Raw genomic sequence first — 24,226 nt, 5'->3', positions numbered from 1 at the left:
AGTCCAGCAACTTGGCCGCTCGACGGTTTCTCGCCATCATCGCCGCTCTTGTCGTCCTCGCCATCGCGGGTGCGTTCGCCTACCGGATTTTCGCGCCGCACCTGATGCGCGCCGCCTTCGTGCCGGATGTGAGCTTCGCTGACAGTCCGAAGCCGGAGGCGACGTTCTACGACCGTGCAGATGCATGGCTCGCCCGCCCCGGCATCCCGGCAGATGTCGTGCGCTGGACGCCCGAGGGGTACAGCCCGGCGCCGAAGCCCGCCGTCGCAGTGTTCTACGTGCATCCCACTACCTACCTGAAAGGGGATCGCTGGAACGCGCCCATCGCGCTCACCGGTGATCCGCGCTTCCGGCAGACGGTGTTCCTGAAAAGCCAGGCGAGCGTCTTCAACGGTATCGGCGAGGTGTGGGCGCCCAAATATCGTCAGGCGACGTTCGGAGCTTTTCTCTCGCTCGGCGAACCGGATTCGGCGAAGTCGTTCGCGCTTGCCTACAGCGACGTTGAAAAGGCGTTCGAGTTGTTCCTGCGTGAGATTCCGGCCGACCGGAAGATCATCCTCGCCGGCCATAGCCAGGGCTCGCTGCACCTCGTCTCGCTGCTCGCGCAAAGAATCGCGGGCACGCCCGTCGCAGACCGCATCGTTGCCGCCTATCTCATCGGCTGGCCGATCTCGATCGAAAGCGATCTGCCGAAGCTCGGCCTGAAGCCGTGCGAAACGCCCGAGGAAACGCGCTGCATCATCGCTTACCAGAGCTACGCCGAGCCTGCGCAGCCGGAATCGATCTTCGATCCGTTCTACACGACGACGGGTCTCACGGGTGCGCCGCGCGCGGGAACGCATCTGCTCTGCACCAATCCGCTGTCCGGTACGCCCGATGTGCCCCCGGAAGCCGAATCCGTGGAAACCGAGGCCCCGCATCACAGCAGCCTTGCGGCCGAGGCCTCGCCGCTTCCCGTGGAAACGATGGAAGGCGCCGAGGCGAGCGATCCCTACGGCGCCGCGCGCAACCTCGGCACACTGATCCCCGTGGACGAAACCTATTCGAACGCCACGCTCGAATCTGGCGTGGTCGGAGCGAAATGCACCGACAAGGGCTATCTCAGCATCGGCGAGAAGCCGCCGGAGGGGCTCCGATCTTACGTGCTGCCCGGCAACAACTACCATGTCTACGACTATGCGCTGTTCTGGACGAACCTGCGTACCGATGCCGAGCGCCGCGTGCAGGCGGCGCTGACTGCTCCCGCCGCAGCATCCCGGCGTACGAAGTGAGCACGCGCTCTGCCGCAGAGTTCGCGGCGCAGTTGCCATCGGGCGGCGTTCTTGCCGGGCTCGATCTTGGCACAAAGACCATCGGCGTTGCTTTCTGCGATGCCGAATGGCGCTTCGCGACCGCGGCGGAAACCATCATCCGCCGCAAGCAGGCGCAGGATTTCGCCGAGCTTCGCCGCCTCGCAGGCGGCCGCGCGCTCACAGGCTTCGTGCTCGGCTATCCGGTGAACATGGACGGCACCGACGGCCCGCGCGCGCAGGCCACCCGAGCCTTTGCGCGCGCGCTGGAAACGGAATTCGCCCTCCCCGTCCTCCTGTGGGACGAGCGCCTCTCCACCGTCGCCGTCACCCGCGAGATGATCGCCGCGGACATGAGCCGCGCGAAGCGGGCCGAGCGCGTCGATGCCCTCGCCGCCGCGCACATTCTGCAAGCCGCAATCGATGCGTTGGCGATAGCCGCCTAGGGTATGTGGGGATTCTGCTCAGGGCGAGGCGAAAACGGTGGATTTCGAGAACCGGCGCGCAGCGTACTTAAGGTACGTGAGCACCGGAAGCGGAGAAAGCCGCCGTTTGCAGCCCGGCATGGGCTGAATACCCACATACCCTAGTTTCGCGCCGCATCCTCGCGGTCGATGACGACGAGCGAAACCCCCTTCGTCTCACGCATCACGAGCGCCGCGATCAGGCTCACCGCCCCTGCGAACATGATGTAGACGGCAATCGGCCACCACGTTTCATATTCGCGCAACAGCGCCGTACCGATCAGCGGCGCCCACGATCCCGCGATGATCGCCGTCAGCTGATAGCCGAGCGAAACGCCCGAATAGCGCATCCGCGTGGGGAACATCTCGGTCATGATCGCGGGCTGCGCCGCGTACATCAGCGAGTGGACCATCATGCCCGTGACAATCGCCGCGAGCACGATGCCCGTTGTGCCCGTATCCAGCATCGGAAACGCCGCGAACGGCCACACCATCGTCAGCAGCGCGCCCGCGATATAGAGCGGCCTCCGTCCGAACCGGTCGGTGGCATGCCCCACGGCGGGGATAATGAGTGCATGAATGATGTGCGCGAAGAACAGCAGCGTCAGAATGCGCGTGGTGTCGACGCCCCGGTGCGACAGGTACGTGATCGAGAACGTCACCACCATGTAGTAGAGGATGTTCTCGGCAAAGCGCAGGCCCATCGCCGTGAACACGCGACGCGGATAGTGCCGGAAAACTTCGGTGAGGCCGTTGCCGGCGGCGTGCGCCTTTTCCTCCATTTCGGCCTTCGCCGCCTTGAAGATCGGCGAATCCGACACCTGCGTGCGGATGTAATAGCCGATGCCGACGATCACCACCGAAAGCCAGAAGCCGACGCGCCAGCCCCACGAGAGAAACGCCTCCTCCGAAAGCGTCGCCGAAAGCACGAGCAGCACCACCGTCGCGGCAAGGTTGCCGAGCGGCACGGCGGCGTGCGGGAAGCTGCCCCAGAAACCGCGGCTGCGGTTCGGGCTGTGCTCGGTGACGAGCAGCACCGCCCCGCCCCATTCACCGCCGAGCGCGAACCCCTGGATGAAGCGCAGCGTCACCAGCAGCAGCGGCGCCCAGTAGCCGATCTGATGGAAGGAGGGCAGGCAGCCCATCAGGAAGGTCGAAAGGCCGATCAGGATAAGGCTGAACTGGAGCAGCGACTTGCGGCCGATCTTGTCCCCGAAATGCCCGAAAACGATGCCGCCGAGCGGCCGCGCGATGAAACCCACCGCATAGGTCGCGAATGCCGCGATGATGCCGTCAAGTTCGTTGCCCGTATCGGGGAAAAACAGCTTGCCGAACACCAGCGTCGCGACGGTGCCGTAGAGGAAGAATTCGTACCATTCGACGACCGTTCCGGCCATCGAAGCCCCGACAACCTTCTTCAGATACGGCAGATCGGCGGTTTCTTCGTGCTTCATTGACGCTCCCCCGGCTTTTGCATGGGCGTGCCCGGCGCGTGTCCGCCCGTCAAGCCTGCAGGTTTGCATATGAAACGCCTGTCCTACAGCCCACCGGATGATGTAGCAGACAGCGATGCCAGCTCGCGCCGCCGCCCCTCTCGTCAATCACCCCCGCGCGCAAACGCGAAATCCGCGTATTGGCCTCTACTTCCTCCACTTTGCCCGGCAAGTTGTTGATTTCTTGTGGGCGGATCGGGGCGGCGTCGCTTGTGGCTTTGCCGTTCTCCCGCCGGTGCCTTGCGCCCTCCTCCCCCGTTTCGCCCCTTGCCCGTCCGGTCGCGGACGTCTAAAGGCTCGGCTTTAATGACATCGACACAAGAACCCGCTCCGCTACCGGCCGTGCCGCCGGGCGCGCATCCCTTCCCGCACGCACATCTGCTTGGAATCGAAGGCCTGAAGCCTTGGGAAATCGGCTTCCTTTTGAGAGAGGCCGAACATTGGGTCGAGCTCAGCCGCAGCGCGCACAAGCGCGACGAACGGCTGGCGAGCCTCACCCAGATCAACGCCTTCTTCGAAAATTCGACGCGCACGCTCTTGTCGTTCGAGATCGCGGGCAAGCGCCTCGGCGCAGACGTCGTCAACATGTCCGTCCAGTCCTCTTCGATGAAGAAGGGCGAAACGCTGCTCGATACGGCGCTGACGCTGAACGCCATGCACCCGGACGTCATCGTGATCCGCCACGATGCCTCGGGCGCAGTCGCGCTCATCGCCTCCAAGGTCGATTGCCCCGTGCTCAACGCGGGCGACGGCCGCCACGAGCATCCGACGCAGGCGCTGCTCGACGCGCTCACCATTCGCCGCCGCAAGGGCCGCATCGAAGGTCTCAAGGTCGCGATCTGCGGCGATATCCTGCACAGCCGCGTCGCCCGCTCGAACTTCCACCTGCTCGCCGCGCTCGGTGCCGAGGTGCGCGCAGTCGCGCCGCCGACGCTGATGCCTGCCGGGATCGAGCGTTTCGGCGTCACCGCCTTCACGGATATGGACGCGGGCCTCGAAGGCGCCGACGTCATCATGATGCTCCGCCTGCAGCGCGAGCGCATGGCGGGCGCCTATCTCCCTTCCGAACGCGAGTATTTCCATTTCTACGGCCTCACCGCGAAGCGCCTCGCGACCGCGGGCGATAACGTACTCGTCATGCACCCCGGCCCGATGAACCGCGGCGTCGAGATCGAATCGCAGGTCGCGGACGACATCGCGCGCTCGGCGATCACCGAGCAGGTCGAGATGGGCGTCGCCGTCCGCATGGCCTGCCTCGACGTGCTGACCCGCGCCCGGCGAGGCGTGGCTGATTGGCCAGAAACGCAGAGGGCACGGGCATGAAGCCGCTCGCCATCACAGATGCGCGCATCATCGATCCGGCGCGCGGGATCGATACCACCGCGGACATCCTCATCGCCGACCGCACGATTGCCGCCATCGGCAGGCCCGAGATTCCGTCCGATGCGATGCGGATCGATGCTGGGGGCCTCGTCGCCGCGCCGGGTCTCGTCGATGCGGGCGTATTCAAATCGGAACCCGCCGCGTTCCTTGCGGGCGGCATTACGCGTACGCTGCTCATGCCCGATCAGTCACCGGTGATCGACGATCCCGCGCTCGCCGAGCGCGCCCAGCGCATCGGCAAGCCGCACGTGTGGGTGCATCCGCTCGCCGCGGCCACGCGCGGCCTTGCGGGAACGGAGCTTGCGGAAGTCGCGCTGATGAAGGCGGCGGGCGCCGTCGCCATCGCCACGGGCCGCCGTCAGATCGCCTCCGCAGCGGTCATGTACCGGCTGCTGCAATATGCCGCCGCATTCGATCTCGTCACGGTCGTCCATGCCGAAGACGCCGCGCTCACTGAAGGCGCCGAGGCGACAACGGGCGAAACCGCAACGCGGCTGGGCCTTGCCTCGGCCCCCGCCATCGCCGAAGCCGTCGCCATCGCGCGCGACGTGCGCCTCGCAGAAGCCGCGGGCGCGCGGCTCCACATCCATCAGGTGACGACGGCCGAGGGGCTGGACGTGATCCGCACCGCGCGCTTACGCGGAGCACGCATCACCTGCGGCACCGCGCCGGCCTATCTGCTGCTGAACGACGAGGCCGTCACCGGCTATCGCACCTTCACGCGCCTCTCGCCGCCGCTCCGCAGCGAGGATGATCGCCGCGCGCTGCTTGGCGGTCTTGCGGACGGCACGATCGATTGCCTCACCTCGGCGCATGATCCGCGCGGGCAGGACGAGAAGCGGCTGCCGTTTGCGCACGCGACGCCCGGCATGTCCGGCGCGGAGACGTTGCTCGCGCTGGCGATTTCGGCGGGCGAAAACGCAGGCGTTCCCCTCGCCCGCCTCATCGCGATGATGAGCGCGACACCGGCGGCGATCTTCGGTGTTCCGGGCGGAAATCTCGGTGAAGGGGCACCCGCCGACATCGTGCTGTTCGATCCCGGCGCGCCGTGGCGCATCGCGGCGTCGAAATTCGTGTCGGCAGGCGACAATACGCCGTTCGACGGGCTTCCCGTTCAGGGCCGCGTCAAATGGACCGTGAAAGGCGGCGAAATCGCTTTCGCCGGCTGATCAGGCCTTCTTGGAGGAGGTGGCTTCCGGCGCACCCGCACCCTTGCGGACGAAGCAGCTATAGCCGCCGGCCTTCAGGTCGCGGCAAAGATCGACCGCTTCGTTGACGTTCGCGAACGATCCGATAGCGAGACGATGATATGTCGCCCCGTTGACCGCGATCTGGCTCCGGATCGGCTCGAATTCGCCCAGCGCGCTGTTCTTGCGGATCAGTGTCTTCCAGCCCGCGTTCAGAAACTCGGGCTTCGCATAGGAACCGAGCTGGACGACCCACGCGCCATGCGTCGGCTTCTGCAGCGCACGGATCTCCCGCTTCACCGCGGAAACAGGCTTCGGCGCTTCAAACCCAGGCTGCACCGCCCGGATCTTCACGATCGGCTGCGCAGGCTCGGCAGCGACCGGCACCTCGGCCCGCGCAATGGCGACAGGCTCGGCACGAACGATCGGCGCAGCCTCAGCGATCACCACCGGAGCGGGTTCAGCAACAGCGGCAACAGCCACAGGCTCCGGCGTGCTTTCCACGACGGGGGCTTCAACCACAGCAACCACGGTCTCAGCCTGCCGAGGCGCCCAGGCAAGCGCCACGGGGCGGCCGGCATCATTCGCGGCCATCTCCACGCCCAGCACCGAAGCGGTCCGCCACGAACTGTCGGTGTTGGAAGCAATCGCAGCCCATTCCGCAACGCGGGCATCGACCGCATCGGGGGCAAGGTCCATCGAAGCGGTCGTGCGCGCCGCTGCCCATTCGCCGGCAAGCGCCTGTGCGAGCGCGAGGTTCTGGCGAAGGCGCGGGGTCGAATTGCCCGCACGAACGGACGTTTCGAGCAGGCTGATCGCCTTGCGCGTCTCACCCGAAAGCGCAAGCGCGAGGCCGACATCGGCAGCAAGCGAAGGCTCGGCAGCAAGCGCATCGAGCGACGAAAGCGCCGTGTAGCGGTTACCCGCCGCAAGCGACGAAAGCGCCGCGCGGAACCGGACGTTGGCGTCCGCAGGGTTCATCGCCGAAAGATCACCATAGGCTTCCGCAGCCGACTGGTAACGCCCCGCCGCCGTGTAGGCCTTGGCAAGCGTGAAGCGCGCGTCGGCGTTCTGCGGATCGGCGGTAACGGCAAGCTCGGCGAAGCTGATCGCAGCAACGGGATTACCGGCGAGCCGCGCGGCTTCCGCCTGCTTGATGAGGACGACCGAAGGCTGCGGCGCATCGACGGAGCCGATCGCCGTATTCACGTGCGCCACGGGGCTGTTCGAGGATTGGCACGCCGTCAGAGAGACCCCGAGCGTAAATGCGCTCGCGGCCAGCTTGAGCACCGTATTGCGCTGCGTCTGCATGTCTTTGGCCCCTTCACCCCGTCGTTCGCGCCTAGTTGGCGGCCGTCTTCCTCACGTCTTTCAACGCGTCCGGAAAATGCGTGGACAGATATTCGTCGAGCGCCGCGGTCACGAGCTGCTGCGCGGACTGGTGCGCGTAGACGCACGCGAGCCGCAGCTTCATGTGGCGCTCCGGGTCGAGGCGCAGCGTGAACGCCGCCTTCGCCTTGGAGCCTGCCACCGCACGCGGGCGATGCACGGGCTGCGCGGGTGCCACGTTGATCGTCGGGATCGGCGCCGCCACCGGCGTCGGCGAAACCACGGGCACTTGCGGCTCTTCAGCAATCTCGACCACAGCCGCCATGGCAGCTGCCGCGAACTCGTCTGCGATCGCCTGCTGCTGTGCGGCAACGGGCGAAGGCACGGATTCGTCGAAATCCACTGCCGGACGCGGCTGGAAATGCATCGGCTGGGCCGGCATCAGCGCCGCACGCTGTTCGGCGGTGAGCATGTCGCCGCCCATGTCGTTCCAACCGAGATCGTCGTCGGACGCAAAGCCGTAGCCTTGCGGCCGCATCGCCGGGCGCGCTTGTCCCTTCCGCGCGAGTAGACCCGCGCTCAAAGAAGCATAGTTGGCCTCGTTCATAACTTACCTTTCCCCGGAACGGCCCCTTGCATCTTATTCTTAACTTGCAGCTTTCCGACCGAACCCGCCGGCGGCCCGCACGGCAGGAGTCGGTACATGCTGGCCCGGTGCATTGAACACCGTCCGGCGGAAATTCTTCTCAAGGCGGTCCGCGATGTACGTCCACAGCTCCTCGATTTCCTGCGCGGACTTGCCGTCAGGCTCGATTTCCATGACCGTGCGGCCGTCGATCATCGACGCCGCGAAATCGGTGCGGTGGTGCAGCGTCACCGGCGCGACCGTGCCGTGCTGCGAAAGCGCGACGGCAGCCTCGTAGGTGATCTTGGCGCGCGGCGTTGCCGCGTTCACGACGAAGATGAGCGGCTTGCCTGCCCGCTCGCACAGCTCGACCGTGGCGCCGGCGGCGCGCAGGTCGTGCGGGCTTGGGCGGGTCGGGATGACAACGAGTTCGGCGACCGAAAGCACGCTCTGGATGGCGACGGTGATCGCCGGCGGCGTATCGATCACGGCGAGCTTGAAGCCCTTCTGCCGCAGCATTTCAAGATCGGTGACGAGACGCGCGACGGTTGTCTGCGCGAATGCGGGCATTTCGGCCTCACGCTCGTTCCACCAGTCGGCAAGCGAGCCCTGGGGATCGATATCGATGAGAACGACGGGCCCCGCGCCGGCCCTCTGCGCCTGAACAGCGAGATGACCGCTGAGCGTGGTCTTGCCCGAACCGCCCTTTTGTGAAGCTAACGCGAGAACGCGCATTGGCTTTTCCCCATAGACTCTGCGAATTGCAGGGGCATGGATCGCACGCACAAAGCTAATTTTCGGTAAAGCCTTGGGGTTATTTCTTGAAAACTCTCCGATGATTGCGTGCGAAAAATGCGGCGGGGAGTTTCCCTGCGCGGCATCGTAACCGCTGTCGGGGATTCCCTTGCCGGAAAGACTGCTCTAGAGAACGCCACCATGCGACACGGCCTCATCACCGCGACTGCGTTTCTCGCCCTTTTTGTTTCGGTTCCGGCACTTGGCGGGGTCAAGGAAGGCGTCGTCAAATGGCAGGCAAACGACTACAAGGGCGCGGTCGTCGAATGGATGCCGTTTGCAGCCAAGGGCGACCCCGACGCACTCTTCAATATGGGGCAGGCTTATAAGCTCGGCCGCGGCGTCCCGCTCGACAAGGCGAAGGCGGAAGACTTCTATCGCCGCGCCGCCGACAAGGGCCACGCACCTGCCCAATCCAACCTTGGCATCCTACTCGCCCAGCGCGGCGAGAAAGCACAGGCAGCGGAACTCTGGCAGAAGGCGGCCGCGAAGCGCGATGCCCGCGCGCAATACATGCTCGGCGTGCTCCACTTCAACGGCGATACGCTGCCGAAGAACTGGCCGCTGGCCTACGCCTATATGACGCAGGCGAACAATGCCGGCCTCCCGCAGGCCGGGCGCGCGCTTGCCACCATGACGGCAAGCCTGTCGCCCGCCGACCGCGCAGCGGGCAGCGCGATGGCCGAGGCGATGACGACGGGCGACAAGCTTGCATCAAGCGGCAAGCCCGTGCCCGCGCCAGGCCCGCGCAAGCTTACCAATACCATCGCGACGGAGAAGGTGCCGGCAACGCCGAAGCCGGCACAGACCCCTGCAGTGACGAACCCCCGCCCAACCGCCGCACCCGGCCGCACGATCGTCGCCAACACCGAAATCCCGGCGCCCCGCGCCACCGCCCCGGCAGCCGCAAGCCCCGCAGGCGGCGAATGGCGCATCCAGCTCGGCGCCTTCTCCCAGGAAGCCCGAGCCCGCGAAGCGTGGACAGCGCTGCGCCGCGAATACCCGGCGATCGTATCGGGCCTGGAACCGGCTTACGCGCCAAGCGGCAACATGGTCCGCCTGCAAGCTGGCCGCTTCGCGAACGCCGGCGATGCCAACGCTATCTGCCAGCGCCTGCGCGACAGTGGCAGGCCGTGCTTCGCAGTCCACACCAATTAACCTTTCATCGACGGCTTTGCGCTAGCTCTGGATACCCGCGGGACGCGTATGTCCCGAGAGTTGCTTTGGTGCGGGACAGACGGCGAATGATCGGCAACAACATCAGCGAATTCCCACGGCGGCACGCTGCGATCCGCAGCGGCAGGTTCTGCACGCTTCACGTCGCGGGCGTGGACGTCAGCGCCGCGCTGCGCGATGTCTCCGCCGCCGGTGCCTTCATCGAAACCGATCACGCGCTCCACATCGATGAGCCGGTCGTCCTCTCCCACCCGGTCGCCGGAGCGATTCGCGCGCGGGTCGTCCGTGTCGGGCGGGATGGCGCGGCGCTTCGCTTTCTTGCGGGCGAGGATGCGGCGACCTTCGCGCTCGCCTCGCTCTGCGCCGGAATGACGTCGGCTGCCGATTACACCCTGAATGCCTGACAGCACTCCGATGCGCGGACCCTTGCGGCAGCGCCTGCGCGCATGGTGGGAAGGCTATGACCTTGCCGAGCTGAAACGCCGCCTCGCCGCCCGTGTCGCCAACGAGGATGCCGCGCCCTCCCAGCATCTGTCGCCGCGTCCGGCGCCGCTGGCCCGTGCGCAGGCAGTCCCATCGCAGCCGTCCGAACCCACGAACTGGACGCCCGAACGGCTAGCCGCAGCACAGATCGTGTGGGGCAACGGTTCACTGACACCGCGTGGTACGTCCCAGTTGAGGGCGCTGTCCGCGCGTATCGGGCTGGGGCAGCGCAGCCGTGTTCTGCATCTCGGCGCGGAACTCGGCGGCGTGGCGAGCGAACTCCAGTCGGCGATCGGCTGCACCGTGCTCGCTGCCGAAACGCAAAAGCCGCTCGCCGACGCTTCGGATGGACGCGTAAGGCTGCTCCGCGCCGCCGACAGCGCCCTGCTTTCAGACGCGGATTTCATCCTCGTCGATGGTGTCGCCGAACGCGGCGAACCGCTGACGACGCTGCTGCGTAGCCAGTGCGAAACGCTCGTGCCCGGCGGCCAGATCGCGGTGCGCAGCCTCGTCCTTATCGACGAACGCCAGACGACATCGCCGCGCTACCGCGAATGGGCGGACGCGGAACCCGTTCGGCCGCGCCTGCGCTCCGCGGAGACGCTCTCCCGATTGGTGGAGGATGCGCGGCTCTCCGTCGTCGCGGTCAGCGATATTTCAGCGGATTATGCCGCCGAGGTCGAATACAGTTGGGGCGGCGCGATCGACCGCATTCGGGCGATGCACCGCACGGCCGCAGGGCAAGCCCTGATCCCGCAGCTCCTTGCCGAAGGCGAGCGCTGGCTGAACCGCATTGAACTCATCCGCGAGGGCGCGATTGGCGCCCGTATCCTGATCGCGACGCGGCGCGACCGCGCGAGGCGCTAAACGGAAACCCAGTCGGCGCGCGGAATGCCGAGCGCGTGCAGCAGCACGGTGAGATCGCCGCGGCGTATCCGCATGTCCGCTGCATCGGCAAGCTTCGGCTTGGCGTGATAGGCAACGCCCAGCCCCGCCGTCTCCACCATCAGCAGGTCGTTGGCACCGTCGCCGATCGCGATCGTCTCGGTGAGCGCAATGCCCCTTTCCTGCGCCGCGCCCGTCAGCGCCTCGCGCTTGGCGTTTGCGTCCACGATGGGCGGCACGACCTTGCCGCTGAGCACGTCGCCGTGCGTTTCAAGAACATTGGCACGCGCCTCGTCGAAACCGATCATTTCCGCGACCGGCCCCGTAAAGCGCGTGAACCCGCCGGAGACGAGCAGCGTATAAACGCCGTGCCGCCGCAGCGTGCGCACCAGCGTCTGCGCGCCCGGCGACAGGCGCACACGGTCGCGCAGGCAGTCGTCGATGGCGGCGACGGGGAGCTGGGCAAGCAGTGCAACCCGGCCTTCGAGTGCACCGATAAAATCGATCTCGCCGCGCATCGCCGCCTCGGTCACGGCGCTGATCTCGGTCTTGAGGCCGGCGTAATCGGCAAGCTCGTCGATGCACTCGACCGTGATCATCGTCGAATCCATGTCGGCGATGAAAAGCCGCCGCCTGCGCTCCGCCGCCGCCTGAACGATGACGTCGGCGTGCGGAACCGCGACTTCCACGGCATCGCGCACAGCCGCGGCGGGGCCGGTTCCCGAAAACTCGGCGACAGCATCAGCTTCCGTCCAGCTCGCAGCGCCGGCATCCATTCCGGCAGCGGCAGCGGCATCGCGTGCCGCGCTCACATCGCCTGCGGATAGACGCTCCGATCCCACGATTGTAACAAGCTTCATGGCCTCGCCTTCCTTGCCGCCGCTGGCGGTCATTGCAGGGCCGACTGCAAGCGGCAAGTCGGCGTTCGCGCTGCGCATGGCGGAAACGCGGCGCGGTGTCATCATCAATGCGGATGCGAGCCAGTGCTACCGCGATTTGAGCGTGCTTTCCGCCCGCCCTTCGTCCGCTGAGACCGCGCGCGCGCCGCACCGGCTCTATGGCTTTCTCGATGCCGAATCTCCGCTGGGCGCCGCCGGGTGGGCAGACCTCGCACGGCGCGAAATCACGCGTGCGCACGAACAGGGCCTGCTGCCGATCCTCGTCGGCGGCACAGGCCTTTATCTCCGCACGCTGCTGCACGGAATTGCGCCCGTGCCGGAGATCGATCCGGACGTCCGCGCCGCAGTCCGGACGCTCGATACCGCCGCGCTCGCACAGGCGCTTGCCCGCGAAGACCCGGCTATGGCCGCGCGTCTCCACCCTAACGACACGCAGCGCATGGCCCGCGCGCTGGAGGTGATGCGCAGCACCGGTATCTCGCTCGGCGATCATCAAGCGCAGCTCTCGGGCGGATTGCTCGGCGTAGTGGCCCTGGAGCCCGCCGTCGTCGAAATCGACCGCGACGAACTCGGGCACCGCTGCGACGCGCGCTTCGATGCGATGCTGGCGGACGGCGGCCTCGATGAAGCGGCACGGTTGCTCGCCATGAACCTCGACCCGGCGCTCCCGGTGATGAAGGCGATCGGCGTGCCGCCGCTCATCGCGCATCTCAGGGGCGAATGCACGCTGGAAGCGGCGATCCTGCGCGCGAAGCTCGATACGCGGCGCTACGCAAAGCGCCAACGCACGTGGTTCAGGAACCAGACGCCAGACTGGCCCCGGCTTCGGCCTTAGACGCCTGATCGAGGCTTTCGCGCACCTTCTGCGCCAGGCCCTCCATCGTATAGGGCTTACGCACGGTCTCGGCAGGCGGATCGAGCGGCTCGCCGTCAACGCCCGTGCGGGCAAAACCGCTGGTGTAAAGAATGCCGAGGTCAGGCCAGCGGGACAGCGCCTCGCGTGCCAGTTCGTCGCCATACATGCCGGGCATCACGATATCGGTGAAGAGCAGATGGATACCCGGATGCTCGTCCAGGATTTCGAGCGCTTCCTTGCCGTTCGCGGCATGGCGCACCGTGTAGCCGAGCTCGCGCAGGTTCTCGACCGTCACCATGCGGAGCTGGTCCTCGTCTTCCACCACAAGGATCGTCTCTTCGGAACTTCCACCTGCGAGCGGCCCTTCCGCACGCGGCGCGGACGAGACGACGCGCCCGATGATTTGCACCGGCAGATAGATATCGACACGCGTCCCTTCACCCGGCGTGGACTCGATCGAGATGTGCCCGCCGGATTGATGGACGAAGCCGTGCACCTGACTGAGCCCGAGACCGGTGCCCTTGCCCACCGCCTTTGTCGTGAAGAAGGGCTCGAAAACACGCTCGACGACTTCCGGCGCCATCCCCTGCCCCGTATCGGCCACGCTGATCAGCGCATAGGCACTCGCCGCCTCGCCTTCGGAAGGCGGCTCGTCGTCCGGCACGTAGCGTTTCGTCTCGATCCTGAGCGCGCCGCCGTCGGGCATCGCATCGCGCGCATTGGCGGCGAGGTTGATGATAACGTTCTCGAGTTCGCCGGGATCGACGAACACCGGAGGAATGTCGTCGCCAAACTTGGTTTCCACGCTGATCCGCTCGCCGAGCGTGCGACCGATCAGGTCGATGACGCCCTTCATCAGCATGTTGACGTCGACCGTCTGCGGATTGAGCGACTGGCGCCGTGAGAAAGCGAGCAGCCGCGCGGTGAGCGACGCGGCGCGGTTCGCACCCTCACGCGCATTGTCGATCAACTTCACGACACGCGCATCGTCTGCGCTGATCCGCCGTTTCAAAAGGTCGAGGCTGCTGATGATCACCGCGAGCATGTTGTTGAAGTCGTGCGCGATACCGCCGGTGAGTTGGCCGACAGCCTCCATCCGCTGCGCCTGCCTCAAACGGTTTTCCGCAGCCTCGCGTGAAGCGATCTCGGCACGGAGCGCCACGTTCGCCTGTGTCAGCTCATGCGTGCGCGCGGCAACCGCCGCCTCCAGCACGTTGCGCCGAATCTCCCCGGCTTCCTCACGCTCCAGCGCCAGCTTGGTGCGGTACACCATGTATGCGAGCGCGATCATGGAGATGAGCGCCGCCACCAGCAGCGCAACGCCGAGCGCCGCCAGCCGGTAGAGCGACTGCGCGCCAAGCTGGTCGCGTTTCACCACTTCCTGCTGCCGCCGGTCGAGCACGGCGCGCTGCTCGGCGACGATCTCGTTCATCATCGCCTGAATCTCGTCCATCAGGCGGCGCCCGTAGCCGGAGGCGACATCGATCCGCGCCGCCTCCATCCGGCCCCGGCGGGTCATCTCCACGGACCGCGCCATCTCTTCCAGCTTCAGCGCGATGAGGCGCCGCAGCACGACGAAACGCGCAGACTGCCGTTCGTCACCCTCGCCGATCCGGCGCTGCAGGTCGTCGAGCACGGTCGAGCTGCGCGCGATCGCGGCTTCGTACGGCTCAAGGAACACCGGATTTTCAGTCAGTACATAGCCACGTTGGCTGCGCTCGGCCTCCTGAAGCGCGTTGATCGCGCGTTCCGCCGCGACAAGGCTCTCGAAGCCCTCGCTCGTGCGGGCCACGGCTTCGGTGCGCGTGCGTTCGATGTCGACCGCGCGCTGGAACGCGGCAAACGAAATCGCGCCGATGCCGATCAGCGCGGCAAGCAGCGCGAAGACTCCGACGACGAAATGCCAAGTCCGGGTCCCGGTGCGGCGATCCTCGAACCCGGTGGAAACGGTAGCGTCTTCCATCCGGCGTATCTTGCCGAACTTGACGATTGAAGGCGAGGCCTCAAAGCACGATGGCAATTTTGCATCTATCATGCGTTATTAAAATTCAATTTGTACGAATATTACAAGCAATGGGGTTGCCCTGAACGTTTTAATCTCGTACATGCGCGGGCCGAATCAAGGAAACCATGGCCGTGAACGAACAGAAAACCGGAGCGGAAAATCTCATACAGGCGCTGACCGAGCTCGGCGTCGATACCGTTTTCGGCTATCCGGGCGGCGCCGTGCTGCCGATCTACGACGCGCTGTTCCAGCAGTCGGTGATCAAGCACATCCTCGTTCGCCACGAACAGGCTGCGGTCCATGCTGCCGAGGGCTATGCGCGCTCGACCGGAAAGCCCGGCGTCGTGCTCGTCACCTCCGGCCCCGGCGCGACCAATGCCGTCACCGGCATCACCGACGCGCTGCTCGATTCCATCCCGATCGTCGTGCTCACCGGGCAGGTCGCCACGCACCTCATAGGCTCGGACGCCTTTCAGGAGTGCGACACGGTCGGCATCACGCGCCACTGCTCCAAGCACAACTATCTGGTGAAAGACCCGGAGCGGCTGGCGGACATCGTCCACGAGGCGTTCCACATCGCCACCTCGGGCCGCCCCGGCCCTGTCGTCATCGACATTCCGAAAGACGTTCAGGTCGCGCGCGCCGGCTACCGGAAGCGTTCGGCGCTGCATAACGGCTACAAGCTGCAGCTGAAGGGCGAGCTCAAGGATATCGAAGCCGCCGTCGAGATGCTGGCGAAGGCCGAGCGTCCGATCCTCTACACGGGCGGCGGCGTCATCAATTCCGGCAATGGCGCCTCGCAGCTGCTGCGCGAACTGGCGCGTGTCACCGGCGCGCCCGTCACCTCGACGCTGATGGGTCTTGGTGCCTTTCCGGCAGCCTCCCCGCAGTGGCTCGGAATGCTCGGTATGCACGGCACCTATGAAGCCAACATGGCGATGAACGAATGCGACCTGATGCTCTGCATCGGCGCGCGCTTCGACGATCGCGTGACCGGACGCCTTGACGCCTTCTCGCCGAATTCGAAGAAGATCCACATCGATATCGATCGTTCTTCGATCAACAAGAACGTGAAGGCGGACCTCGGCATCATAGGCGATGTCGGCCACGTGCTCGAAGACCTGCTGAAGATATGGAAGGCGCGCGCCCACAAGGCCGTCGACCAGAAGGCATGGTTCGCGAAGATCGACGAATGGCGGAAGAAGGAAAGCCTCGGCTTCAAGCAGACCGGCAAGGAAATCCTGCCGCAACACGCCATCCAGCGCCTTTACGAGGCGACGAAGGCCAAGGCGCCGATCATCTCCACCGAGGTCGGCCAGCACCAGATGTGGGCCGCGCAGCACTTCCACTTCGAATCTCCGCGCAAGTGGCTGACGTCGGGCGGGCTCGGCACGATGGGCTACGGGCTTCCCGCCGCGATCGGCGCGCAGCTCGGCAACCCCAAATCCCTCGTCATCGATATCGCCGGCGAAGCCTCGATCCTGATGAACATTCAGGAGATGTCCACCGCCGTGCAGTACCGCCTGCCGGTGAAGGTGTTCGTGCTCAACAACGAATACATGGGCATGGTACGCCAGTGGCAGCAGCTCACCTATGAAAGCCGCTATGCCGAAAGCTACAGCGAAGCGCTTCCCGATTTCGTGAAGCTTGCGGAGGCCTATGGCTGGAAGGGCATCCGCATCGAGGATGTTGACGGCCTCGACGCCGGCATCGCCGAAATGATCGCCTATGACGGCCCGGTGTTCGTCGATTGCCGCGTCGCAAAGCTGGAGAACTGCTTCCCCATGATCCCATCGGGCGCCGCACACACGGAAATGCTCCTGAACCCGTCCGACGTGAAGGGCGAACTCGACGAAGACGCGCAGGCGCTCGTCTGATGCGCGATCTCGGTCCAATCCGGCGGCACACGCTCGCCATCACCGTCGATAACGAGTCCGGCGTTCTTGCAAAGATCGTCGGCCTGTTTTCCGCGCGCGGCTACAACATCGAGAGCCTGACCGTGGCGGACATCACGGAATCGCACGATGTCAGCCGCATCACCATCGTCACCTCCGGCTCGCAGGAAGTGATCGACCAGATCGAGGCACAGCTTGATCGTCTCGTCACCGTTCACAAGGTCAGCGACCTCACCGAGCTCGGCCCGCACGTCGAGCGCGAGATGGCGCTGCTCAAGGTCGTGGGCGGCGGCGACAAGCGGCTGGAGGCGATGCGCCTTGCCGATATCTACCGTGCTCGCGTCGTCGATGCGACGATCGAGAGCTTCATTTTCGAGATCACCGGTTCCACCGAGAAGGTCGACACGTTCATCGCACTGATGCGCGAAGTCGGCCTTGTCGAGGTCGCGCGCGGCGGCGTCGTCGCCATCTCGCGCGGCAAGGACCCGAGCTGAGTTTTTCGTCACTCCCTCCCAATCGAACAGAGAAAGTCCTGATATCATGCGCGTTTATTACGATGCCGACGCCGATGTGGGCCTGATCAAGGGCAAGAAGGTCGCGATCGTCGGTTATGGCAGCCAGGGCCACGCCCATGCGCAGAACCTGCGCGACAGCGGCGTCGCCGAAGTCGCCGTCGCCCTGCGCGAAGGCTCGGCCACCGCGAAGAAGGCCGAAGGCGCCGGGTTCAAGGTGTTTTCGAATGCCGAGGCCGCCAAGTGGGCGGATGTCATCATGGTGCTGGCACCCGACGAGCATCAGGCCGCGATCTACGCCAATGATCTCGCGCCGAACATGAAGGAAGGTGCTGCGCTCGCTTTCGCGCATGGCCTCAACGTCCACTTCGGCCTCATCGAGCCGCGCGCCGACATCGACGTGTTCATGATCGCGCCGAAAGGCCCCGGCCACACCGTGCGCAGCGAATATCAGCGCGGCGGCGGCGTGCCCTGCCTCATCGCCATCGCGCAGGACGCGACCGGCAATGCGCACGATGTCGCCCTCTCCTACGCTTCCGCCGTCGGCGGCGGCCGCTCGGGCATCATCGAGACGACCTTCAAGGAAGAGTGCGAGACCGACCTCTTCGGCGAACAGGCCGTGCTCTGCGGCGGCCTTTCCAGCCTCATCATGGCGGGCTTCGAAACGCTGGTGGAAGCCGGCTATGCACCCGAGATGGCGTATTTCGAGTGCCTCCACGAAGTGAAGCTGATCGTCGACCTCATGTACGAGGGCGGCATCGCCAACATGCGCTACTCGATCTCGAACACCGCCGAATACGGCGACTACAAGACCGGCCCGCGTATCGTGACCGAGGAGACGAAGGCCGAGATGAAGCGCGTGCTCGCCGACATCCAGCAGGGCCGCTTCGTCAAGGACTTCATCCTCGACAACCGCGCCGGCAACCCCGAGCTCAAGGCCGCGCGCAAGAACCAGAACGCGCACCAGATCGAAGAGGTCGGCGGCCGCCTGCGCGCGATGATGCCGTGGATCGGCAAGAACAAGCTCGTCGACAAGGCCGTCAACTAACGTCTGTCACGATAGCTTCGGTTGACAGGAACGGCGCGCGCGGCACAGGCTGCGGGCGCCGTTTCCCGTTTCAGGAGCCCCGCCATGAAAGCCCAGCTTGTCGCCCTTGCCCTCATCGGCCTTGCTACCCCCGCATTCGCACAAGGCCAGCCGGGAGCCGAGGCCGCCGCGAAGGTCACCGCCGGCACGTATACGGTCGATACCGACCACACGCAGATCGCGTGGGGCATCGATCACCTCGGCTTCAACGTCTATTACGGCATCTTCGGTAATCCCACGGGCACGCTGATGCTCGACCCAGCAAAACCTGAAGCCGCCAGCGTTTCGCTGACCATCCCCGTCGACAAGGTGACGACGACCAGCGAAAAGCTGAACGCACATCTCAAATCCGCCGACTTCTTCGACACGGCGAAGTTCCCCACCGCCACGTTCAAATCGACGGGCGTCGTCGTCGATGGCCTCAAGGCGAAGATCACCGGCGACCTCACGATCAAGGGCATCACGAAACCCGTAGTGCTCGATGCGCGCTTCACCGGCACAGGCCCCAATCCGATGAGCAAGATCGAAACCGTGGGCTTCGAGGCGCGTGCCACCATCAAGCGCAGCGACTACGGCATCACCTATGCGCTCCCCGTGCTTGGCGACGAGGTCAGCCTTCATATCACCGCCGCTTTCGAACGCCGCCCCTGACAGCAAGGGGCGTGTCGGGCAAACTTACACAACGATTATAGCTAACGTACTGTTAACTATCGTCTATCCTACGAAATCTGGAACTCTCGATTCTGGCATCATCCCTGCATCTGATCGGCCGAACACGGTTTGATCAGAGGATAATGTCATGAAGTACGCTTTTGCTTTTGCCGCCATGCTCGCATCCACCGGCGCGTCGGCCGCTGTGATCTCGTCGTCGGTGGGCGGTGTTCCCGTCGGCGCCAACATTTACGAGAGCTTCGACGCGATCGGCCCAGGCGGCACGACCGCGAGCGGCATCACCGTTTCGTTCGCCGGCACGGATGCAGGCACGGCTTCGCTTCCGAATGTTGGCGGCAAGTATGCGGCGCCTTTCGTTTCGGGCGGCAACGGCACGCTGTTCGGCAACGCGCAGGCGGATGGCCAGGACGTCACCCAGTATCTGACGACCGGCATCGGCACCGTCACGCTCGACCTTGGTGATGATCACCAGTATTTCGGCATCCTGTGGGGTTCGGTCGATACCTACAACTCTCTGGCCTTCTACGCTGGCGACACGCTGCTCTTCACCTACTCGGGATCGGACGTCGCAGCGATTGCGAACGGCGATCAGGGCGCGGCCGGCACCTATTACGTGAACATCAATTCGGACACGGCCTTCAACAAGGTGGTCGCCTCCAGCTCGGGCTATGCGTTCGAGTTCGATAACGTCGCGCTCGCCTACAAGCCGATCACCGATGTGCCGGAACCGGGCGCACTCGCGCTCTTCGGTCTCGGCGCGATCGGCCTTGCCGCCGCGCGTCGCCGCAAGGCCTGAACAGCTTCGGTCTCAGGTGGGAAGGGCGGTCTTCGGATCGCCCTTTTTCTTTGCCCCGCAAGCGATTGTCGCTCGTCTTTACAGTTCGATACCGGCGCTCCGCACCTTAACCATCGAAGCCGCTGATCCAGCGGGCTCAGGGAACGCTGGCACCACTTTTGCATTTGATCCATACGTAATGATGGAGAGGAAACCGGCAATGATCGTTCGGTATGGCATCGCAGTCCTGGCAACCCTTCTGGTGGTCACACCCGCCGCAGCTGAACCCGTGGAAAACGGATCGGACATCGCCGCCCTCCTCTCCGAGCTCGATGGCCGCTGCTGGGCCGTGGACATCGACGATCAGATCCTCGATGCGGACGCCATGGCGCAGATCGAAGGCCCGGTCGATATCGAACTCGAATGCGTGATGAGTGAAATCAAACCTGCATCCGCCAATCCGAACCGCACTGTGCCGCTCCCTGCGAACATCATCTGATGCCGTTCTGAGCCAGGGTGTATCGGGATTCAGTTCAGGGCGAGGGGAAAATGGTGGACTGCGAGAACCGGAGCGGAGCGTACTGGAGGCACGTGAGCACCGGAAGCACAGGAGGCCGCCATTTGCAGCCCGCCATGGGCCGAATCCCAATACACCCTAGACAAATCGGGCCGCTTGCCACATAGACTGCCGCCCATGATGCGGCACAACAGCCTCGCCCACGCTCAGCGCGCCCTTCTCGCGCTCCTTCGACTTACGCGCCCTTAGGCGCGCGGGTTCCGCTGTCTGGCGCTCTGGACGCGCCGCCGCCTAAGGGTCTCGATCAAACCGAACCGCGAAGGTTCGCACCCATTTTCCGAGATTTTGAAGGTGTGCCATGTCCAGCCAGAACTATGTGAAGATTTTCGACACCACGCTGCGGGACGGCGAGCAGTCCCCCGGCTGTTCGATGAACCTCGCTGAAAAGCTGCGCGTCGCCGAGCAATTGGAAGCGCTCGGCGTCGATATCATCGAGGCAGGCTTCGCCATCGCCTCCGAAGGTGACTTCGAAGCCGTACAGGCTGTCGCCCGTCAGGCGAAGAAGGCAACGGTCGCCAGCCTCGCGCGTGCCGCGACCGGCGATATCGACCGCGCGTGGGCCGCGCTCAAGGACGCGGTGAACCCGCGCATCCACACGTTCATCGCCACCTCTCCGCTCCACATGCGCGTGAAGCTGGAAATGGAACCGGAAGCGGTGCTGGAGAAGATCCGCATGTCGGTGAGCCATGCGCGCAACCTCTGCCCCGATGTCGAATGGTCGGCGGAAGACGCGACGCGCAGCGATCTCGATTTCCTGTGCCGCGCGGTTGAAACCGCGATCCGCGCCGGCGCCACCACGATCAACCTGCCCGACACGGTCGGCTACGCGACGCCGGAAACCTACGGCGCCATGTTCCGCGATGTGATCTCCCGCGTTCCCAATGCGGATCAGGCGATCTTTTCCACCCACTGCCATAACGATCTCGGCCTCGCCGTTGCCAACACGCTGGCAGCCGTCGCGGGTGGTGCGCGTCAGGTGGAATCGACGATCAACGGCATCGGCGAGCGCGCAGGCAACGCCGCGCTCGAAGAGATCGCCATGGCGCTGCGCGTACGCCACGACGTGATGCCCTATGACACCGGCGTCGAGACGCGCGAGATCACCCGCGCCTCGCGGCTGGTCTCGGCCGTCACCGGCTTCCAGGTTCAGCCCAACAAGGCGATCGTCGGCGCCAACGCCTTCGCGCACGAAAGCGGCATCCATCAGGACGGGATGCTGAAGGATGCGAGCACCTACGAGATCATGACGCCGGAATCGGTCGGCCTTTCCGAATCCAGCCTTGTCATGGGCAAGCACTCGGGCCGCCACGCCTTCCGCCAGAAGCTGGAAGAGCTGGGCTACAAGCTCGGCGACAACGAGTTCCAGGACGCGTTCAAGCGCTTCAAGGATCTCGCCGACGCCAAGAAGCACGTCTACGACGAAGACATCATCGCGCTCGTCGACGATGAGACGATGCGCGACAATCAAGCAATTCAGTTCAAGGAACTGGAAATCTACTGCGGTTCCCACGGCCCGCAGCGCGCCATCCTGACGCTCGAAGTGGACGGCGAGGAACAGACCGTCACGACGCGCGGCAACGGGCCCGTCGACGCCGTGTTCAAAGCCATGCGCAAGATCGTGCCGCACGACGATGCGCAGCTGACGCTCTACGAAGTCCATGCCGTCACCGAGGGCACGGATGCGCAGGCGACGGTCAGCGTCGTGCTCGCCGAAGACGGCCGCACCGTGCGCGGCACGGGCGCGCATGTCGATACGATGGTCGCCTCGGCGAAGGCCTATGCGAATGCGCTGAACAAGCTGATCGTGAAGCGCGGCCGCAGCGAGCTTCCTGCAGTGGCCCGCGCGGGCAATTGACCCTGACGGCTGAACGCTGATTTCCGGCATCCGGGCGGGCGCATGGTTGCGCCGCCCGCGAAGTCATGGTTACCAGCGGCAATGTCGTTGGGGTCGCGCATCAAAATCTGCCTGACGTTTCTGATTGCTGCGGCGGCCCTCCCCGCCTCGGCAGGCACGGTCGCGCGCTTTCAGGACAACGGCCTCGCGCTTTATAGCGAGACCGGGGATGCCCGCGTCCTGCGGCGCAGCGACCTGACACCGCTGCTGCGCGGCAAGCCGGACTGGTCGGTGACGGCGGATATCGCCGCGCTCGGCAAGGCCGAGAAGAAATCGTGGCACCTCGTCGATGCCGATTGCCTGCCGCCCACATTTGAGCGCTGCCTGCTGTTCCTTGCCGAAACCGGTCGACCGGGTGTCGCGCTGCGCGAATACGACACGAAGGCGGGCGGCTTCGTGCCGAACGGTTTCGCGCTGCCGCCAGGGCCGACGCAGGCGATCTGGTACGACGACAGCCGCATCCTCATCGCCGCCAACACCGGGCCGGGATCGCTGACGAGCGCAGGCGTTCCACGTCTCCTCAAGCTCTGGACGCGCGGCCAGCCCGCTTATGCAGCAACGACGATCCTTGCCGCGCCGCTCGATGCACGCGGTATCCGCCCGTTCTTCTCGCTCTCGGGCGGAGGTCTCTTCCACGCGGCCGAAGTGACGACGGCGAGCGGGGATTTCGAGCTTTATCACTTCGGCTGGGCACAGAATTTCCGCCGCTCGCAGCTACCCACGGACGCACGACTGCTCGATTTCTTTCAGGGCCGCGCCATCGCCGTGCTCGGCGACGCCGGCTGGATGACATCGGATGGCCGCCACCCACCGGGTAGCCTCGTCGCCTATCCGATGGCGCCGCTGCTCGGCCCCGCCAGCCAGACACTGACCGAGCTTGCCTACACACCGCCCGCTGGTTTCCGCATCATCGCCGCAAAGGCGGGCCGGGACACGCTTTACGTCCACCTGCGCGGCACATCCGGCGATCGACTGGTTTCGCTCAGGAAAGGCGCGCCGAGCTGGCCCGCCGCGAACATCGCGCTGCCCTCCGCCGGCCCGCTCGAACTCGTCGCGGCGAGCGACCTTGCGGACGTCGCGCTCGTCGTCAGCGGCAGCGAATTCCATATTGTGGGTCGGGGGCGAACGCGTACCATAACGCCATGAAGCCTCCCGTCCCGCTCGACCTCGTCACCGTTCTCCGGCTCGCACTCACAATCTTCTGGCGGCAGTTCGCGCCGATCATCCTGCTCGGCCTCGTTTTCCTCACCCTGCCCGCCGTCGCGCTTCGCACGCTCAGCATCGCCACCACGGCCGCGCCCGATCCGGCACTCGGCACCATCGCCGAAACGCTGCGCTGGCTGCTGGTCATGATCTTCCTCTGCGCCGTCACCGGCGGCGTTCTCGCCCGCACGAGCGATCCGCGCGCGTTCATGCGCGCAGGGCTCAGCCGGCTCCAGCCGGGGCTTGTCGTCGCGCTCATCATCGGCATCGGCCTCATGACGCTGCGCATCATCCTGCTGCTCGTCTCGCGCCTGCTGCAACTGGGGCAGATAAGTTCGCTGTTCTTCGTGGTCGGCTGCATCGCCGTCTTCGCCGTCTGGGTGCTCGCCATCCCCGCGGCGCTCCACGAGCGGCAATGGCCGATGGTGGCATTTCAACGCTCGGCAGAGCTGACCCGCGGCAACCGCTGGAGCCTCTCCGCACTGTGCATCCTCATCGCGCTCGCGCTGACGCCCGTGATCATGGCCATCCGCTTCGTCGTCTTCCACGCCGCGCAGACGCCGCATCAGGTCGCCGCGATCGTCCAGTCGATGACGATCACCTCGCCCGCACTCTGGATCGTCCAGCTTTCGACGCTGCTCATCTACGGGCTGCTGTCGGTCGTGCCCGTCGCGCTCTACCTGACGCTTGCAGGGCGCCGATAGAAAAAGGGCGCCGCCTTACGGCAGCGCCCTCTTTTTCT

At 65.3% G+C, this 24,226-nt stretch carries 23 protein-coding genes; 17 read left to right on the top strand and 6 right to left on the bottom strand.

Going from position 1 to position 24,226, the window contains the following annotated elements; translation table 11 throughout:
• Positions 1-11 precede the first annotated feature (11 nt).
• Complete coding sequence (locus ACE3TJ_RS18995) at positions 12-1,271, top strand: DUF3089 domain-containing protein (protein ID WP_374599027.1); 1,260 nt, start codon at positions 12-14, stop codon at positions 1,269-1,271.
• Complete coding sequence (ruvX, locus tag ACE3TJ_RS18990; protein ID WP_374599025.1) at positions 1,268-1,735, top strand: Holliday junction resolvase RuvX; 468 nt, start codon at positions 1,268-1,270, stop codon at positions 1,733-1,735. The genes ACE3TJ_RS18995 and ruvX overlap by 4 nt, the downstream gene beginning before the upstream one ends.
• Positions 1,736-1,875: 140 nt before the next feature.
• Here ruvX and ACE3TJ_RS18985 read toward each other — a convergent pair whose 3' ends face one another.
• Positions 1,876-3,207 (bottom strand): MFS transporter, encoded by a 1,332-nt coding sequence (locus ACE3TJ_RS18985; protein ID WP_374599023.1) that lies wholly within the window; start codon positions 3,205-3,207, stop codon positions 1,876-1,878.
• A 345-nt stretch (positions 3,208-3,552) separates the two neighbouring features.
• Here ACE3TJ_RS18985 and ACE3TJ_RS18980 point away from each other — a divergent pair, with 345 nt between their 5' ends.
• Together ACE3TJ_RS18980 and ACE3TJ_RS18975 are read left to right on the top strand one after the other, a co-directional pair.
• On the top strand, positions 3,553-4,569 hold the full coding sequence (locus ACE3TJ_RS18980) for an aspartate carbamoyltransferase catalytic subunit (protein ID WP_374599021.1): 1,017 nt from the start codon (positions 3,553-3,555) through the stop codon (positions 4,567-4,569).
• On the top strand, positions 4,566-5,798 hold the full coding sequence (locus ACE3TJ_RS18975) for a dihydroorotase family protein (protein WP_374599462.1): 1,233 nt from the start codon (positions 4,566-4,568) through the stop codon (positions 5,796-5,798). Before ACE3TJ_RS18980 ends, ACE3TJ_RS18975 begins: the two co-directional genes overlap by 4 nt.
• On the opposite strand, the gene ACE3TJ_RS18970 is transcribed toward ACE3TJ_RS18975, so the two are convergent.
• The 3 genes from ACE3TJ_RS18970 to ACE3TJ_RS18960 are packed head-to-tail and all read right to left on the bottom strand — an operon-like array spanning position 5,799 to position 8,505.
• Positions 5,799-7,127 (bottom strand): tetratricopeptide repeat protein, encoded by a 1,329-nt coding sequence (locus ACE3TJ_RS18970; RefSeq protein ID WP_374599019.1) that lies wholly within the window; start codon positions 7,125-7,127, stop codon positions 5,799-5,801.
• 31 nt (positions 7,128-7,158) lie between these two features.
• Positions 7,159-7,752 carry a hypothetical protein gene (locus ACE3TJ_RS18965; RefSeq protein ID WP_374599017.1) on the bottom strand — a complete coding sequence of 198 codons (594 nt, stop codon included), beginning with the start codon at positions 7,750-7,752 and terminating at the stop codon, positions 7,159-7,161.
• Positions 7,753-7,791: 39 nt separating this feature from the next.
• Positions 7,792-8,505 carry an AAA family ATPase gene (locus tag ACE3TJ_RS18960; RefSeq protein WP_374599015.1) on the bottom strand — a complete coding sequence of 238 codons (714 nt, stop codon included), beginning with the start codon at positions 8,503-8,505 and terminating at the stop codon, positions 7,792-7,794.
• 201 nt (positions 8,506-8,706) lie between these two features.
• On the opposite strand from ACE3TJ_RS18960, the gene ACE3TJ_RS18955 reads away from it, so the two are divergent.
• The 3 genes from ACE3TJ_RS18955 (at position 8,707) to ACE3TJ_RS18945 (ending at position 11,091) form a co-directional block, all read left to right on the top strand.
• Entirely contained in the window at positions 8,707-9,723 is a 1,017-nt protein-coding gene (locus ACE3TJ_RS18955; RefSeq protein WP_374599013.1) for an SPOR domain-containing protein, read from the top strand.
• Between the two features lie 86 nt (positions 9,724-9,809).
• Positions 9,810-10,145: a PilZ domain-containing protein gene (locus ACE3TJ_RS18950; RefSeq protein ID WP_374599011.1), complete on the top strand. Its 336-nt coding sequence runs from the start codon at positions 9,810-9,812 to the stop codon at positions 10,143-10,145.
• Positions 10,146-10,155: 10 nt separating this feature from the next.
• Complete coding sequence (locus ACE3TJ_RS18945; protein ID WP_374599009.1) at positions 10,156-11,091, top strand: hypothetical protein; 936 nt, start codon at positions 10,156-10,158, stop codon at positions 11,089-11,091.
• On the opposite strand, the gene serB is transcribed toward ACE3TJ_RS18945, so the two are convergent.
• Positions 11,088-11,969 carry a phosphoserine phosphatase SerB gene (serB, locus tag ACE3TJ_RS18940; protein ID WP_374599006.1) on the bottom strand — a complete coding sequence of 294 codons (882 nt, stop codon included), beginning with the start codon at positions 11,967-11,969 and terminating at the stop codon, positions 11,088-11,090. The genes ACE3TJ_RS18945 and serB overlap by 4 nt on opposite strands.
• Here serB and miaA point away from each other — a divergent pair.
• Entirely contained in the window at positions 11,968-12,843 is an 876-nt protein-coding gene (miaA, locus tag ACE3TJ_RS18935) for a tRNA (adenosine(37)-N6)-dimethylallyltransferase MiaA (protein ID WP_374599004.1), read from the top strand. The two genes, serB and miaA, sit on opposite strands and share 2 nt — an antisense overlap.
• Here miaA and ACE3TJ_RS18930 read toward each other — a convergent pair.
• On the bottom strand, positions 12,803-14,827 hold the full coding sequence (locus tag ACE3TJ_RS18930; RefSeq protein ID WP_374599002.1) for a CHASE3 domain-containing protein: 2,025 nt from the start codon (positions 14,825-14,827) through the stop codon (positions 12,803-12,805). The genes miaA and ACE3TJ_RS18930 overlap by 41 nt on opposite strands.
• A gap of 167 nt (positions 14,828-14,994) precedes the next feature.
• Between ACE3TJ_RS18930 and ACE3TJ_RS18925 the strand changes: the two genes are divergently transcribed.
• The 9 genes from ACE3TJ_RS18925 (at position 14,995) to ACE3TJ_RS18885 (ending at position 24,188) form a co-directional block, all read left to right on the top strand.
• A complete protein-coding gene (locus ACE3TJ_RS18925) occupies positions 14,995-16,746 on the top strand; it encodes an acetolactate synthase 3 large subunit (protein ID WP_374599000.1) in 1,752 nt (583 codons plus the stop codon).
• Positions 16,746-17,258 carry an acetolactate synthase small subunit gene (ilvN, locus tag ACE3TJ_RS18920; RefSeq protein ID WP_374598998.1) on the top strand — a complete coding sequence of 171 codons (513 nt, stop codon included), beginning with the start codon at positions 16,746-16,748 and terminating at the stop codon, positions 17,256-17,258. Before ACE3TJ_RS18925 ends, ilvN begins: the two co-directional genes overlap by 1 nt.
• A gap of 46 nt (positions 17,259-17,304) precedes the next feature.
• Positions 17,305-18,324 (top strand): ketol-acid reductoisomerase, encoded by a 1,020-nt coding sequence (ilvC, locus tag ACE3TJ_RS18915; protein WP_374598996.1) that lies wholly within the window; start codon positions 17,305-17,307, stop codon positions 18,322-18,324.
• Positions 18,325-18,408: 84 nt separating this feature from the next.
• A complete protein-coding gene (locus ACE3TJ_RS18910; RefSeq protein ID WP_374598994.1) occupies positions 18,409-19,014 on the top strand; it encodes a YceI family protein in 606 nt (201 codons plus the stop codon).
• Between the two features lie 148 nt (positions 19,015-19,162).
• Entirely contained in the window at positions 19,163-19,831 is a 669-nt protein-coding gene (locus tag ACE3TJ_RS18905) for a PEP-CTERM sorting domain-containing protein (RefSeq protein ID WP_374598992.1), read from the top strand.
• 199 nt (positions 19,832-20,030) lie between these two features.
• Positions 20,031-20,309, top strand: a complete 279-nt coding sequence (locus ACE3TJ_RS18900) for a hypothetical protein (RefSeq protein ID WP_374598990.1) — start codon at positions 20,031-20,033, stop codon at positions 20,307-20,309.
• A 376-nt stretch (positions 20,310-20,685) separates the two neighbouring features.
• Positions 20,686-22,242, top strand: a complete 1,557-nt coding sequence (locus ACE3TJ_RS18895; RefSeq protein WP_374598988.1) for a 2-isopropylmalate synthase — start codon at positions 20,686-20,688, stop codon at positions 22,240-22,242.
• A gap of 87 nt (positions 22,243-22,329) precedes the next feature.
• On the top strand, positions 22,330-23,427 hold the full coding sequence (locus ACE3TJ_RS18890; RefSeq protein ID WP_374598986.1) for a hypothetical protein: 1,098 nt from the start codon (positions 22,330-22,332) through the stop codon (positions 23,425-23,427).
• On the top strand, positions 23,424-24,188 hold the full coding sequence (locus ACE3TJ_RS18885; RefSeq protein ID WP_374598984.1) for a hypothetical protein: 765 nt from the start codon (positions 23,424-23,426) through the stop codon (positions 24,186-24,188). The genes ACE3TJ_RS18890 and ACE3TJ_RS18885 overlap by 4 nt, the downstream gene beginning before the upstream one ends.
• Positions 24,189-24,226: the final 38 nt, after the last annotated feature.

The organism is Sphingosinicella sp. (assembly GCF_041916975.1).
GTDB lineage: Bacteria > Pseudomonadota > Alphaproteobacteria > Sphingomonadales > Sphingomonadaceae > Sphingosinicella.
Note: the sequence above shows the minus strand (reverse complement) of the source record. Positions and strands in the feature narration are given on the sequence as shown.

What these genes read in the sequence shown, in the direction of transcription:
- ACE3TJ_RS18985 (WP_374599023.1), bottom strand. Translation starts at nt 3,207, where the DNA reads ATGAAGCACGAAGAAACCGCCGATCTGCCGTATCTGAAGAAGGTTGTC.
- ACE3TJ_RS18980 (WP_374599021.1), top strand. Translation starts at nt 3,553, where the DNA reads ATGACATCGACACAAGAACCCGCTCCGCTACCGGCCGTGCCGCCGGGC.
- ACE3TJ_RS18975 (WP_374599462.1), top strand. Translation starts at nt 4,566, where the DNA reads ATGAAGCCGCTCGCCATCACAGATGCGCGCATCATCGATCCGGCGCGC.
- ACE3TJ_RS18970 (WP_374599019.1), bottom strand. Translation starts at nt 7,127, where the DNA reads ATGCAGACGCAGCGCAATACGGTGCTCAAGCTGGCCGCGAGCGCATTT.
- ACE3TJ_RS18965 (WP_374599017.1), bottom strand. Translation starts at nt 7,752, where the DNA reads ATGAACGAGGCCAACTATGCTTCTTTGAGCGCGGGTCTACTCGCGCGG.
- ACE3TJ_RS18960 (WP_374599015.1), bottom strand. Translation starts at nt 8,505, where the DNA reads ATGCGCGTTCTCGCGTTAGCTTCACAAAAGGGCGGTTCGGGCAAGACC.
- ACE3TJ_RS18955 (WP_374599013.1), top strand. Translation starts at nt 8,707, where the DNA reads ATGCGACACGGCCTCATCACCGCGACTGCGTTTCTCGCCCTTTTTGTT.
- ACE3TJ_RS18950 (WP_374599011.1), top strand. Translation starts at nt 9,810, where the DNA reads ATGATCGGCAACAACATCAGCGAATTCCCACGGCGGCACGCTGCGATC.
- ACE3TJ_RS18945 (WP_374599009.1), top strand. Translation starts at nt 10,156, where the DNA reads ATGCGCGGACCCTTGCGGCAGCGCCTGCGCGCATGGTGGGAAGGCTAT.
- miaA (WP_374599004.1), top strand. Translation starts at nt 11,968, where the DNA reads ATGGCCTCGCCTTCCTTGCCGCCGCTGGCGGTCATTGCAGGGCCGACT.
- serB (WP_374599006.1), bottom strand. Translation starts at nt 11,969, where the DNA reads ATGAAGCTTGTTACAATCGTGGGATCGGAGCGTCTATCCGCAGGCGAT.
- ACE3TJ_RS18930 (WP_374599002.1), bottom strand. Translation starts at nt 14,827, where the DNA reads ATGGAAGACGCTACCGTTTCCACCGGGTTCGAGGATCGCCGCACCGGG.
- ACE3TJ_RS18925 (WP_374599000.1), top strand. Translation starts at nt 14,995, where the DNA reads ATGGCCGTGAACGAACAGAAAACCGGAGCGGAAAATCTCATACAGGCG.
- ilvN (WP_374598998.1), top strand. Translation starts at nt 16,746, where the DNA reads ATGCGCGATCTCGGTCCAATCCGGCGGCACACGCTCGCCATCACCGTC.
- ilvC (WP_374598996.1), top strand. Translation starts at nt 17,305, where the DNA reads ATGCGCGTTTATTACGATGCCGACGCCGATGTGGGCCTGATCAAGGGC.
- ACE3TJ_RS18910 (WP_374598994.1), top strand. Translation starts at nt 18,409, where the DNA reads ATGAAAGCCCAGCTTGTCGCCCTTGCCCTCATCGGCCTTGCTACCCCC.
- ACE3TJ_RS18905 (WP_374598992.1), top strand. Translation starts at nt 19,163, where the DNA reads ATGAAGTACGCTTTTGCTTTTGCCGCCATGCTCGCATCCACCGGCGCG.
- ACE3TJ_RS18900 (WP_374598990.1), top strand. Translation starts at nt 20,031, where the DNA reads ATGATCGTTCGGTATGGCATCGCAGTCCTGGCAACCCTTCTGGTGGTC.
- ACE3TJ_RS18895 (WP_374598988.1), top strand. Translation starts at nt 20,686, where the DNA reads ATGTCCAGCCAGAACTATGTGAAGATTTTCGACACCACGCTGCGGGAC.
- ACE3TJ_RS18885 (WP_374598984.1), top strand. Translation starts at nt 23,424, where the DNA reads ATGAAGCCTCCCGTCCCGCTCGACCTCGTCACCGTTCTCCGGCTCGCA.